The following is a 12,849-nucleotide window of genomic DNA, read 5'->3' as shown; positions in this document are numbered from 1 at the left end:
AAACGTAATGAGCAACGCCCAGCCACGTGGACGCTACTTCGATGACTTCGAGGTCGGTCAGGAATTCGAGAGTCCGGCGCGCACCGTGACGCAGACGGACATCATCAACTTCGCCTGCCTGTCGGGCGATTTCAACGAAGTGCACACGAACTTCGAATACTGCAAGACGACGCAGTTCGGCGAACCCATCGCCCACGGTCCTCTGGTCTACGCGATCATGGGCGGATTGCAGTACGCGAGCGGCATCAACGACGGGACGCTGCTGGCGCTGCTGCAGATAGACAAATGGCGTCTGCTGGATGCCGTCAAACACGGCGACACGATCCGGTTGAGATCGAAGGTGGTCGACAAGAAGGAAACCAGCAAGCCCGATCGGGGCGTCGTCACCTTCAAGCGGGAATGCGTGCGTCACGACGGCCATATCGTGCAGGAGATGGAGGCCACGCTGCTGTATCGCCGCCGACCGAAATAGTCGGCGTCCGACGCCAATCTCTTCGCGAACGAGACAATCCCAAGGACGGAAGATGCATCTTTTCGAGAGCAACGAAGAATTCGAACTGACCGACGACCAGGTCCGGATGCGCGAAAGCGTGCTCCAGCTCCTGAGCGAAAAGCTCCCCGCATCAAAGATCGCCGAACTGGATGACAACAGCGAGTTCCCGTTCGACGCGTACGCGGCCCTCGCGGAGAGCGGTTGGCTCGGTCTGCCGCACGATGAGCAGTACGGTGGGGCCGGCGGAAACTACATGGATCTGGCGGTCCTGATCGAGGCGATCGCCTACCACAACGCGCAGATGGCGTCGGCCTATCTGACGACGGTTGTCTACGGCGGCATGCACCTGAAGTTCGGCGCAAGCGAGCAATTGCGGGCGTCGCTTCTACCGCGGCTGATAGCGGGACAGCTGCGGCTGGCCTTCTGTCTCACGGAGCCGGACACGGGTTCGGACGCGAGCGGCATCCAGACCAAGGCGGTGGCCAAGGGGGACGACTACGTCATCGACGGCCAGAAGGTCTATATCACCTGTGCCCACGTGGCCGACCACCTGGTGGTCGCGGCGAAGACCGATCCGGCGGCGCGGCACAAGGGCATCACGCTCTTCCTCGTTGACGCCAAGGCCGAAGGCGTGACCATCCGCCATCTGCGGGGCCTCGGAAGGCGCATGATCCATACCAACGAGGTGTTCTTCGACGGCGTCAAGGTCCCGGCGACCCACGTCCTCGGCGAGGTCAACGGCGGCTGGAAGAACATCATGCGTGGCCTGAACGTCGAGCGGCTGTGCCTTTCGGCGGCGGCGAGCGGGAATTGCTACAGGATCATCGAATCCGCGGTCGATTTCGCCCAGCAGCGGAAGCAGTTCGGCAAGCCGATCACCGAGTATCAGGCCATCAGCCACAGGATAGCCGACATGCGCAGCATGGCAGAGATATCGCGTGTCATGACGTACCGGCTCGCGTCCCTCATGGACAAGGGCGTCGCGCCGAATACGGCCGCGGCGGTGACGAAGATATTCGCCACCGAAAGCAATTCCAAGTGCGCCGATGCCGGCATCCAGATCATGGGCGGCGCGGGACTGATGATGAGTTCGGAAATGCAGATGTATTTCCGCGATTCCAGGGTCGGAACGATAGGCGGAGGCACCAGCGAAATCCTCCGCAACGTGATCGCCAAGTCAATGCTCTCATAGGAGGACGGACAATGCGTGGTATCTCTCGTCGAACCTCCCTAGCCGGAACAGGCGCGCTCGCGCACACGCCGCGCCAGCAATAGCAGCTTTGCGAACGCCGCTTCGAGCCCGCCGTCACCTTCGATCTTGCGGCCAATGTCGCGGATGACGCGGCCGAGATAGGTGCCCAGCTTCCTGAGGATCATACACAACTCCCACCGTATCGCCCTTGAAGGCGACAGCATGCGAAGGAAAAAATCCGCGCGCCCCTTGACCGACGTCGAAAACAGCGAAACGAATCCCGGTTGACCTCAACAACCAGGTAACCAAAAGCCCTTACCCCAGCTGTCCGTCAGTTAGCAAAATTGCTGTCCAATTTTTGCGAAATACGCAGGATGAAACATCTTCAACGTACCGCTGCTTGAGAAGCGATGAGAAGGGCTATTTGGGGCGTGCTGATAATTTCGGTGGTTAGCGCCTTCGGCGGCGTTGCCTCGGCGCAGGTGTCCGATGAGGTTGTGCGTCTGGGCGTACTTGACGATATGACCAGCCGCGTTTTAGACTAGCTGCGTCGGGCAAGGCTTCTAAGTGTGGTCAGGCTGATGGGCGCAAATTCTCCCCCCGGGGGACGATGGACAGGCCCCCGTCTTCGCGCGAGTGAAGACTGAGCGCGCTCTTGCTCACCACCCTCGACGAGACGGAGCACAGCATTGATGTACGCAAGTTCGTGCTGAGCCTGCTCGATCTTGGCTTGGTAGGCAGCAATCATGCCGCTGATCTCGGCGCGCTTTTGCTTGAACATTTGAATGATGAGCTGATCGGCCATGCTGCATTGAAGCCGAAATCAGCCGGCCGCGACCAGCCCCGAACTTGGTGCCGTTGCTCCATAATTCGAGCGATGGCGGCGTTACTACGACAACGTTACGCCGCGCTCCTCGCTCGGCTATCGGCCGCCGGCACCAGAAACGATCTTCCCGCCAGCATCTGGCCTGGCCTGTGCTTCGCTCCGGCCAGGCCAAATGCTGGCCGATCACGGCCGGACTCTAACATGAGCCGTGGTACCGCTCCGTGGGGCAGGCCAATCTAACGCCCGTGCGCGCCGTGGTATCCGAGCGAGGCCGATAGTTCGGCTGCGGTATCGGCGACGAGTTTTCCAAGTGCTCCATTTGGTTTCGCGTCGACGCGTGTTGAGCGACCAAACACTGTCAGGGCCATGATCAACTTGCCGGTGATATCGAACACCGGTGCACTTACGGCGCCGAAGCCGTCACCACCGCCGTCTGACAGGCAAGAATAACCGCGCTCCTTGATTTCACGCATCATTCCAGCCAGAGACGCCCGTTCTTTCGGTACGTTGAGACGGCCCGACCGTCGGTTCTGGTCCAACTCGCGCTCGATTGCGGTGGCCGTACGAACCGGGTCTTCGTAGGCACAAAACAAGAGCCCCGTCGCGGAATAGGTCAGCGGGCAGTGGTGCGACGGCGCCATGGTACTCGCCAGGTCATGCCGGGCCTCGACGACCTTGATCATCGTAGGGCCCTTTTCGCCCCAGACGGCTAGCGCCGCTGTCTCGCCGACCTGATCGACAAGTGTGTGCAGCGTCGCTTCAGCCACTTGCAACGGCTCGAAGCGACTGAACCCCTTGAGCCCAAGCTGGAAAGCTACAGGTCCGAGGTCGTATCGAGACGTCGCCGCATCCTGCCGCGCCAATCCGACGCGCATCAAACTGACGAGATATCGGTGCGCTTTGGCAGAGGGCATGCCTGCCCTCTGCGCCAGATCGGCCAATTTGAGCGGCCCATCGGCCTGGATCAGTGCGTGAATTAGATCGCCAGCAACCTCTACCGATTGGATGCCGAGTTGTGTCGGCTTGTCTGCGCCAGGCGCGTTTTCCGGCAGAGGTTCGGTTGAGCGGTCTACCATGAGTGTCCTTCACAGCGGCAAAGTTGCCTAATCCGACAGGCTTGACAGCCTGGCTCGCAGGAAGCATCATTACAGAATAGGAAGTTTATTACGAATTGTATAACTATCGAAGCTAGTACGAACAATACGAGACGTAACTGTGCGCAGCAACAGTTGATGCTAGGGGAGAGAGGCAGATGCACGACGGATCCATTTCTGGCCTGCTGGCCGGCGATGTCGCTGTCGTCACGGGGGCGGCGCAGGGCATTGGAGCCGCTATCGCCCGCGGACTTGCCACATCCGGAGCCTCAGTAATCGTCGTCGATCGATACGCCGAGGGTGCCTGCGCAACGGCCAACGCGATCAAGGCTGTGGGCGGACACGCCGAAGGGTATGGGCTCGATGTTGCGGACCGTGCTGCGTGCTTTGCTTTTGCAACCACTGCAAGGGAGGTGTTCGGTGATGTGGCTGTGCTGATCAATAATGCAGGGATCACGCGCCGCACCGCACCCGACGACCCTGAATTTCTCAACCACCTCGACGCGCAGATTGCCGTCAATCTGAACGGCACTGCCAACATGACGATAGCTCTGCTGCCGCAGCTGCGGCGCACCAAGGGACGCGTCGTCAATGTCGGCTCGATTGCTTCCTTCGTCGCCTATCGGAATTCGGCCAGCTACGCCGCCACCAAGGGCGCTGTCATTCAGCTGACCAAGGCGCTGGCGGCCGATCTGGCAGCGGACGGGGTACGCGTCAACGGGATTGCACCAGGTGTCATTGCCACGCCTATGACCGAAGGGACGCGCGCTAATCCCGAGGTGATGGCCCGGTTTCTGAATCATACGCCGATGGGGCGCGTAGGCGAGCCCGAAGAGCTCGTGGGGCCGACGCTATTTCTTGCCTCACGCATGTCCTCCTACGTGACCGGTGTCATGCTACCTGTCGAGGGTGGGTATCTTACTTCATGAACGCCACCACCATAACCGCTTGTATCTTGTATTATGGATGATCTGCCATGGTTGCCTCTTCCAAGCACGCGATTCCAAATGAAACCCAGCATTGCGATGTGTTGGTCGCCGGCTCCGGCGCAAGCGGCATGGTTGCCGCCATCGTTGCCGCGAAGAAGGGGCTGAAGGTTATCGTTGCCGAAAAGGAAGCGGTGTTCGGTGGCACAACAGCGTTATCGGGCGGCTATCTCTGGGTGCCGAACAATCCGGTGAGCATCGAAGCTGGGGTCAAGGACAGCAAGGACGCGGCGCTCGCGTATATGAAGCACGAATCGGGCAACCACTACGACGCTGCGAGGGTCGATGCATTTCTCGACGCAGGTCCCGAGATGGTTGCCTTCATGCATGCGTATACGCAGGTGCGGTTCGAAGCGGCTCCCGCATTCTCGGATTACCATCCGGATGCGCCGGGTGGCACGCCGGGCGGTCGCTCGATACTGACGCAACCTGTCAGTGCGACAATTCTCGGATCGGATATTGACAAGCTGCGACCGCCGCGGCCTGAGCTAACGCTCTATGGCCTCGCAATCGGCTCTGGTAAAGAGCTTTGGCACTTCTATCGCGCCACGCAGCGGCTGGAATCCTTCCTCTACGTCGCCAAACGTTTGGTCAAATTCGGGTTCGACCGCTCCGTGCGGGGCCGGTCGATGCTGTTGACCAACGGCAATGCGCTGGCCGCGCGACTGTTTCGGTCGGCGTGCGAACTCGGCGTGCCGATCTGGCTCGACAGCCCGGTGAGAACGCTCATCCGAAACGACAGAGGCCATGTCGTCGGTGCGGAAGTGCTGACACCAAAAGGCAGGCGCCGTGTGCTGGCGAACAAGGGCGTCGTACTGGCCTGTGGCGGCTTTCCGTTTGATTTTGCCAGGCGGCAGACCCTCTACAATCACTGCGCCGGTGAGAGCGAGCATTGGTCGGCGGCGAGTCCTGGAAACACTGGAGACGGCGTACGTCTGGGCGAGTCGGTTGGCGGCGAGGTCGTCAAGGATTATCCCAACGCGGGTGCCTGGGCTCCGACCAGCCTTGTGCCGCGCAAGGATGGTACCAAGGGCCCGTTCCCCCACTTCATCGACCGCGGCAAGCCGGGCGTCATCGCTGTCTCGCGAGCCGGACGCCGCTTCGTCAACGAAGCCAACAGCTATCATGATTTCGTGCAGGGCATGGAATGTGCGTGCCCTTCGGACCAACCGGCGGAGGCATTCCTGATCGCCGATCACCGCACCATCCGCAAATACGGTCTTGGCCATGTGAAACCGGCGCCGCTACCTCTTCAACCTTCGATCCGCTCCGGCTACCTGATGCGCGGCAACACTCTTGCCGAGCTTGCATCAGTGGCGGGCATTGAACGAAACGCTTTCGAGGAAACGGTCGCCCGCTGGAACGCGGACGTTCCGACTGGCACGGATACTGCCTTCGGCAAAGGCTCGACCGCCTACAACCGTTTTCACGGCGATCCAGAGGTCAAGCCGAACCCGTGCCTCGCGCCGATCGCGACCGGTCCATTCTACGCTGTGCGGGTCGTCCCCGGCGATATCGGCACTTTCGCAGGCCTCAAAACCGACGAACACGCGCGTGTGATCGGCCCTGACAATACGCCGCTCAAGGGGCTTTATGCCGTCGGCAATGACATGGCGAGCGTGCTTGGCGGGAATTATTCCGGCGGCGGCATCACGCTCGGACCGGGCATGACCTTTGGTTACATCGCGGGCCTCCATGCGGCCAGCGAACGCAACTGAAGACCAGTATCGAGAAACTCTAAGGGAGGAAACCCATCATGACAACATGCAGAAACCTGCTTTCCGCCGGTCTGGGCCTGACTATGGCCGTCGCTTTATTGGGAGCAGCGCAGGCCCAGGATAAGGAAATCCGCATTGGTGCGTTGATCGCAGCCTCGGGGCCAACGGCCTTCATCGGCGCATCACAGAAGAACGCCTTCGAGATGCTCGTCGAACAGATCAATGCGCGCGGCGGCATGGCCGGTAACAAGATCAGGCCGTTCCTCTACGACACCGAAGGCAACGGCACAATCGCGGCCCAGCAGTTCCGCCGCCTAATAGATTCAGACAAGGTGCATGTTGTGGTCGGCCCCTCGACGACCGGCGAAAGCCTGGCGATCCGCGCGGTCGCAAACGAAAACAAGGTGCCGCTCGTCAGCTTCGCAGGCGCGGAAGCGGTTGTTGTGCCCCCAACCCCTTACGTCTTCAAGACTCCACCGACCGACCGCATCGTTGCCGAGCACCTGATTTCTTTCATGAAGGTCAAGGGCGCCACCTCCGTCGGCATCCTGTCCTCCGCCGATGGTTTTGGGCAGGCCGGTGCCGCAGTCGTCAAAGAGGTAGCCAGCCAACTCGGACTGAAGGTCAACGCAGCGGAAGAGTTCGGCCCACGCGATACCGACATGACGCCGCAGATCCTCAAGATTCGGTCGAGTGGCGCCGATGCGATGCTGATCTGGAGCGTCAACCCCGGTCCGACCATCATACTCAAGAACGCGGCGGCCATTGGCTACAACAAGCCGATCTACAACAGCTATGGTGCTGCCTCGCCGCAGCTGATCGAGCAGGCCGGCGCGGCAGCGGAGAAGTCTTACGTATCGTCCATGCGTCTGCTCGCGCCCGAGAGCCTTGCCGCAAACGATCCGATGCGCCCAGTGGTGACCAAACTCGCGGCCGATTACAAGGAGAAGTTCAAAGCCGACGCCACGACCTTCATCGGGCATCCCTCGGACGCGATGCTGCTCATCGAGGAAGCGCTGAAAAAGGCTGGCGGGTCCCCGGATCGCGAGAAGCTGGCGGAAGCCATGCGCAGTGGCATTTCCTTCCCCGGCGCCAACGGGATGTTTCGCTTCACTGACGCCAACCACAACGGCCTCGACCGGGAGTCGCAGTCGATGGTGATGCTGCAGGTTCAAGGCGGCAAGTTCGTCACCGTGAAGTGACCTGCAGGGCGGGCGGTCTTGCAATCCGTCCGTCAGCGACCGAAGCAAAGCCTGGAGGTAAAATGGATACCCTGCTGCAAATCCTGATCACGGGCCTCGTCGTCGGCTGCATTTACGGCATGGCGGCACTTGGTTTCACCATTGTGTACAATGCTACCAAACTGATCAATTTCGCCAACGGCGAATTCCTGATGCTCGGCGGCGTTCTTCTTGCCTGCGCGGCGCAGGCCGCCAAACTGCCGATGTCGCTGGCGCTCCTGCTCGCTGTAGCGGGTGCGGCGCTTACCGGCTGGCTGATGCAGCGCTGCATTCTCGATATGGCGATGGCGCGCAGTTCCGATCCGTTGACGCTGGTGATGCTGACCATCGGCGTGGCGCTCGCCTTGCGCGGGGCAGCCGCGCTCGCCTTCGGGCGTGAAATCACGTTCGTGCCGGAATTCGGGCTTTTGCCGCTGGTGTTGATAGGCAACGTCTACATTCCGAGCCAAGGCCTCTGGATCATCTTCGTCCTGGCGCTGACCAGCACCGTTTTGTGGTACATGTTCTCGAAAACCATGTTCGGCAAGGCAATGCGCGCCGCGAGTCAAGAACCGAGGGCCGCCGCCCTTTGCGGCATCGAGCCGAAGCGCGCCGCCGCCATCGCCATGACCTTGGCGGGTGCGCTCGGTGGTTTGGCCGGCGCGATGCTCGCCCCGATATCCGCAGCGTTCTACGAAAACGGCATCTTCCTTGGTCTCAAGGGCTTCGCGGCGGCTGTCGCCGGCGGGCTGGGCAACCCCATCGGAGCTATTGTCGGTGGACTGTTGATCGGCGTTGTTGAGAGCCTGTCCGCCGGATACGTCGCCTCCGGCTTCAAGGATGCCGTCGGTTTTATCCTTCTCATTCTCGTTCTAATCCTTAGGCCGCAGGGCCTCGTCGGTCGCGCCATCGTTACACGGGTCTGAGCCATGACCACTTCGACATCGAATTCCAACCTCCGGCATGACGCGGTTATCCTCGCAGGCCTTGCTGTGGTTCTTACGCTCGCAGAACTAGCGCTGACCAGCCAGTTCCATCGCTCGATTCTGATCCTGTCGATGATCCACGCTATCGCGGCCATTGGCCTTACGTTGCTGCTGGGCTACGCAGGGCAGGTCTCGCTCGGCCAAGGCGCCTTCATGGGCATTGGCGCTTATGCGGCGGCCTTTGCCCTGCAGAAGCTGGCGCTGCCAGCGCCCGTGGCGCTGGTGGCTGCGGTGCTATTGCCGGGGCTGCTCGGCTTCTTGATCGCCCGACCGATCCTGCGCCTGTCGGGCCACAATCTCGCGCTGGGCACATTGGCGCTCGGCGCCGTGTTTTTCGTCGTGGCGGCGCAATGGCGCAGCGTTACCGGTGGCCTCGACCCCGGTATCGTCGATCTGCCGAGTCTGGCGATCGCGGGTTTCAGCCACGAGCGTATACTCTACATTCTGGCGGGCATCTCGTTGCTGTCGGCGATCGCCGTCGCCGTATCACTCGTAGACGGGCGGTTCGGGCGCGGCCTGATGGTGCTAAGAACATCCGAACTCGTTGCCGCTTGCATGGGCGTCGATACGGTTCGGGCCAAGTCTATGGTCTTCGCCATCGCCGCCGCTTTGTCCGGCCTGTCTGGCGCTCTTCTGGCGCTTTATCTACGCTCATTCAACGCCAGCGCCTTCGGTGTCGGGCTCTCCATCGAGCTTTTGATGATGGTCATCCTCGGGTCGCTTTCGACCGTCTGGGGCGCGATCTTCGGCGCCTTCGCCATCATAGTCCTGCCCAACCTACTCGAAGGCTTCGATCACGCCAAACACCTAATCTATGGTCTTGTCATGGTAGGCATCATGATGTTCGCTCCCCGGGGTCTTGGAGAAACGTTGTTCCGCCTTGTCACCCGCAAGAGAAGCGTCGCATGAGCAGCACGCCTCTGGCTTCGATCAAGGGCCTGTCGAAGCGATTCGGCGGCATTGCGGCCGTGTCTGACGTGTCGTTCGACCTGGTCGCCGGGGAAGTCACGGCGCTGATAGGTCCGAATGGCGCAGGCAAGACCACGCTGATCAATCTCGTTACGGGTGTTCTCGCCTGCGACGGTGGCACAATCAGCCTCGAAGGAGAGGACATCACCGCTCGGCCGACGCATCAGCGCGGCACGGCCGGCATCGCGCGAACGTATCAGACCCCGCAGATAGCGCATGGCATGAGTGTTCTGACCAACGTAATGGCGGGCGCTTACCGGTTCGGCCAGCATGGCCTGTTGAGTTCCGTGTTCCGACCCTGGGTGGTCATGAAAGAAAATGACGAAATGGCTGCTCGCGCCGCGCAGTGTCTTACGCGTGCGGGCGTCGCCGAGCAGTGGTGGCAGCGTCTGGCGACGGATCTGCCCTATGGGCTTCAGCGCCGCGTCGAAATCGCCCGCTCATTGGCGCAAGATCCCAAGCTGCTGTTGCTGGACGAGCCCGCCGCGGGCCTCAATCCAAGCGAAACGGCGGACCTGTCGCGTCTGCTTTCTGAGATCGCCGCAGATGGCCGCGCCGTCCTGCTTGTCGAACACGACATGGGCATGGTGATGTCGATTTCCTCGCATATCGTTGTGGTGAATTTCGGTCGCAAGCTTGCAGAGGGTACGCCGAAAGACATCGCATCGAACAAGGACGTGATTGCTGCCTACCTCGGCGCGGATGAGGCGGTGGCCTGAAATGACCGAGCTTCTCTCTATTGCCGATTTGAAGGCTGGCTACGGCCCGGTCGAAGTGCTTCACGGCATTTCCATCGCCATTCGAAAAGGTGAAATCTTCTCCATCGTCGGCGCCAACGGCGCCGGGAAATCGACGCTTCTCAATACGATTTCAGGCTTCAACCCGATCCGCTCCGGCGCCATCGTGTTTGACGGACGACCGATTGCTGGAACCGCTCCAGCAATGATCGCGCGCGCTGGCCTACGTCATGTGCCGGAAGGACGACGCGTTTTTGCCGAGATGACGGTGGAAGAAAACCTGTCTCTCGGCGGCTATGGCCAGCCGCATGCTGAAGTCGCCGATCGGATCGACCGGATTTACGAGCTGTTTCCGCGCCTCGTAGAGCGGCGGACGCAGGCGGCGGGCACTATGTCCGGCGGCGAGCAGCAGATGTTGGCCATTGGCAGGGCCCTGGCGGCTAAACCAAGGGTGCTGATGCTTGATGAGCCATCGATGGGGCTCGCACCTCAGGTCGTTGCTGAAATATTCCGCCTGATCTTGCGCATGCGACACGAATTGGGACTTGGGATACTTCTGGTTGAGCAAAATGCCAAAGCAGCGCTGCGTATCGCAGACCGCGCCTGCGTGCTGTCTCTGGGGCAGATCACTCTGCGCGGCGCAGGCGCAGATCTCTTGAATGATCCGAGTGTCGTCGAGGCGTTTCTTGGGGGGAACGCGGCTACTTGATGGAAACCCACCGCATCTCCGAGTCAGGACCGGATCGCGAACTGCTTGGATCGCTGCGTGCTCTTACAGGACTGGATACCCCCGCAACCATAGAGCGTTTCGAGACCGAGTATCCGAATGCAACTTTCTGGGCGACGTTCGGTCAATCCGAAGCCTCGGGCTTGGCGATGCTTTCGCCGTACCGCGACCGTCCGAAATCCGCGGGCCGGCCGCTGTTTTGGCGCAGCATCGCGGTCGTCGATGGCGATGACCGCGCGAATCCGGCCGGCGAAATCATCGACTTCGTGAACGGACAAATCGCTCGCTACAAACGGCCGAAGCACGTTGTGTTGGTCGATAAACTTCCGAGGACTGCGGGGGCGACCTCGATCGGGCTGCTGTTAAATCAGCGCACGGCAGACGTAGCGGTAAAGGTAACCCGCCACGACGGGCTGCCTCATCCGACCGCGGCAGAGAGGCGCCGAATACCATCGCGCCATTCCCGCTGTAGCCGCGCGCAGAGTTCTGCGACCGGAATGATGTCGTTGACGCCGCCGACTCCCTGTCCCGCGGTCCAGATATCCTTCCACAGTTTCGGGCTGATCTCGCGCGCGACGTTGAAGCTGCTGTGGTCCTTCGGGTTGTCGTACGGGCGGTTCAGCGTCTGGGCGAGAAAGCTGGCGCCGGCCACCCGCACCGGCACAGACGGCAATGATCCCGTCGGCGTTGGCGTCGAGCGCCTTCTTGGCATGCTTCATCGTGGTCGCGTCGTGGAACACCAGCCCGCCATAGGTATGTATGGCGTCGGTCAGTTCTCGCGTAATTCCGAGGGTCGTGATGACGATGGGAATTTCATGACGGATGGCCGCGGCGAAGTCTGCCGCGTGCCGAGGATTGGTGGAGTGAACGACGAATTGCGCACCAAAGGGCGCGCAATGTTGCCCGGCGAGCCGGCCGCGTATGTCGGCCAGCCACGCTTCGAAACCGTCCGTCGTGCGCTGGTTGAGCACCGGAAAGGTGCCGATCACGCCAGCTTGACAGGTCTCAACGACCAGATCCGGTCCCGAGAAACATCGGCGCTGCCATCACCGGAATTTTGAGATGCCATCGCAGTCGATCAGGTAGCATATCGGATGCCGATTGCCAGAGGAAACGTGGTCAACGCGACTGCATGCGGGCGCCTGCATCCAGATCGAGCGTGGTCGCGTTCAGGTACGAGTTCTCGACGATATGTTGCACCAGCCGGGCAAATTCCCGCGGTTGTCCCATCCGGTTCGGATACAGGATCATGCGATCGACGATCGACTGAGAGACATTGTCCGGAATGCCTGCGACCATTGCGGTATCGAACAGCCCCGGCGCGATCGAGACTATGCGGATACCGTGTGGCGCCAAGTCGCGGGCAACTGGAAGCGTCAGGCCGATTACGCCCGCCTTGCTGGCGCTGTAGGCCGCTTGACCGACCTGCCCTTGGGATGCAGCGCCCGATGCCGTGTTGACGATGACGCCGCGCTCGCCACCCTCGGCGTCAGGGGTGTTCCTGGTCATCGCGAGCGCAGCGAATCTGATGACATTGAAGGTACCGGTCAGGTTGATCGCGATCACCTTGTTCCACGTCGCGATCGGGAACGGCTCGCCTTTTGATACGGTCTTGGCGGCATCGGCGACCCCCGCGCAATTCACTGCGACATGAACGCCGCCGAACGCGGCGACGACCGCCGCGATCCCGTCTTTCACGCTGCTCTCTTCGGCGACATCGACGACGCGCGCCAGGCACGCATCGCCGAGGTTCGACTTTAGTGCCTGCAATTTTTTCTCGTCGCGATCGAAACCGGCGATACGCACGCCGGCCGCGGCGAGCACCTTGCAGGTCGCAAGCCCCAGTCCAGAAGCGGCACCCGTCACTACGGCAATCTTGCCATGAAGCTCCATGAAATATC

The 12,849-nt window shown here is 61.1% G+C and carries 14 protein-coding genes; 11 read left to right on the top strand and 3 right to left on the bottom strand.

The features are described 5' to 3' along the window. Nucleotides 1–7: 7 nt before the first annotated feature. Nucleotides 8–472 (top strand): MaoC/PaaZ C-terminal domain-containing protein, encoded by a 465-nt coding sequence (locus AX729_RS22355; protein WP_061026515.1) that lies wholly within the window; start codon nt 8–10, stop codon nt 470–472. Between the two features lie 52 nt (nt 473–524). Continuing rightward, a complete protein-coding gene (locus AX729_RS22350) occupies nt 525–1,685 on the top strand; it encodes an acyl-CoA dehydrogenase family protein (RefSeq protein WP_061026514.1) in 1,161 nt (386 codons plus the stop codon). A gap of 38 nt (nt 1,686–1,723) precedes the next feature. On the opposite strand, the gene AX729_RS39860 is transcribed toward AX729_RS22350, so the two are convergent. Continuing rightward, complete coding sequence (locus tag AX729_RS39860; protein ID WP_021075790.1) at nt 1,724–1,870, bottom strand: hypothetical protein; 147 nt, start codon at nt 1,868–1,870, stop codon at nt 1,724–1,726. A gap of 470 nt (nt 1,871–2,340) precedes the next feature. Between AX729_RS39860 and AX729_RS41535 the strand changes: the two genes are divergently transcribed. After that, nucleotides 2,341–2,751, top strand: a complete 411-nt coding sequence (locus AX729_RS41535) for a hypothetical protein (RefSeq protein WP_156457148.1) — start codon at nt 2,341–2,343, stop codon at nt 2,749–2,751. On the opposite strand, the gene AX729_RS22340 is transcribed toward AX729_RS41535, so the two are convergent. Beyond that, a complete protein-coding gene (locus AX729_RS22340) occupies nt 2,748–3,587 on the bottom strand; it encodes an IclR family transcriptional regulator (RefSeq protein ID WP_021075791.1) in 840 nt (279 codons plus the stop codon). The two genes, AX729_RS41535 and AX729_RS22340, sit on opposite strands and share 4 nt — an antisense overlap. Before the next feature lie 176 nt (nt 3,588–3,763). Between AX729_RS22340 and AX729_RS22335 the strand changes: the two genes are divergently transcribed. The 8 genes from AX729_RS22335 to AX729_RS41665 all read left to right on the top strand — a co-directional run bounded on the left by AX729_RS22335 (nt 3,764) and on the right by AX729_RS41665 (nt 12,009). After that, nucleotides 3,764–4,534, top strand: coding sequence for an SDR family NAD(P)-dependent oxidoreductase (locus AX729_RS22335; RefSeq protein ID WP_021075792.1), 771 nt, complete (start codon nt 3,764–3,766; stop codon nt 4,532–4,534). 47 nt (nt 4,535–4,581) lie between these two features. Continuing rightward, entirely contained in the window at nt 4,582–6,309 is a 1,728-nt protein-coding gene (locus AX729_RS22330; protein ID WP_021075793.1) for an FAD-dependent oxidoreductase, read from the top strand. 38 nt (nt 6,310–6,347) lie between these two features. Next, nucleotides 6,348–7,511, top strand: coding sequence for an ABC transporter substrate-binding protein (locus AX729_RS22325; RefSeq protein ID WP_021075794.1), 1,164 nt, complete (start codon nt 6,348–6,350; stop codon nt 7,509–7,511). 62 nt (nt 7,512–7,573) lie between these two features. Then, a complete protein-coding gene (locus AX729_RS22320) occupies nt 7,574–8,455 on the top strand; it encodes a branched-chain amino acid ABC transporter permease (protein ID WP_021075795.1) in 882 nt (293 codons plus the stop codon). A 3-nt stretch (nt 8,456–8,458) separates the two neighbouring features. Further along, on the top strand, nt 8,459–9,424 hold the full coding sequence (locus tag AX729_RS22315) for a branched-chain amino acid ABC transporter permease (RefSeq protein WP_021075796.1): 966 nt from the start codon (nt 8,459–8,461) through the stop codon (nt 9,422–9,424). Then, a complete protein-coding gene (locus AX729_RS22310) occupies nt 9,421–10,203 on the top strand; it encodes an ABC transporter ATP-binding protein (RefSeq protein WP_021075797.1) in 783 nt (260 codons plus the stop codon). Before AX729_RS22315 ends, AX729_RS22310 begins: the two co-directional genes overlap by 4 nt. Nucleotide 10,204: 1 nt before the next feature. Next, entirely contained in the window at nt 10,205–10,930 is a 726-nt protein-coding gene (locus AX729_RS22305) for an ABC transporter ATP-binding protein (protein WP_021075798.1), read from the top strand. Further along, on the top strand, nt 10,927–12,009 hold the full coding sequence (locus AX729_RS41665) for an acyl-CoA synthetase family protein (protein WP_315588522.1): 1,083 nt from the start codon (nt 10,927–10,929) through the stop codon (nt 12,007–12,009). Before AX729_RS22305 ends, AX729_RS41665 begins: the two co-directional genes overlap by 4 nt. A gap of 58 nt (nt 12,010–12,067) precedes the next feature. On the opposite strand, the gene AX729_RS22295 is transcribed toward AX729_RS41665, so the two are convergent. Next, a complete protein-coding gene (locus tag AX729_RS22295) occupies nt 12,068–12,841 on the bottom strand; it encodes an SDR family NAD(P)-dependent oxidoreductase (protein ID WP_021075800.1) in 774 nt (257 codons plus the stop codon). Nucleotides 12,842–12,849 lie beyond the last annotated feature (8 nt).

It is taken from the genome of Bradyrhizobium sp. CCH5-F6, from assembly GCF_001556045.1.
Lineage (GTDB): Bacteria > Pseudomonadota > Alphaproteobacteria > Rhizobiales > Xanthobacteraceae > Bradyrhizobium.
This window is presented reverse-complemented; position numbering and strand designations above follow the sequence as displayed.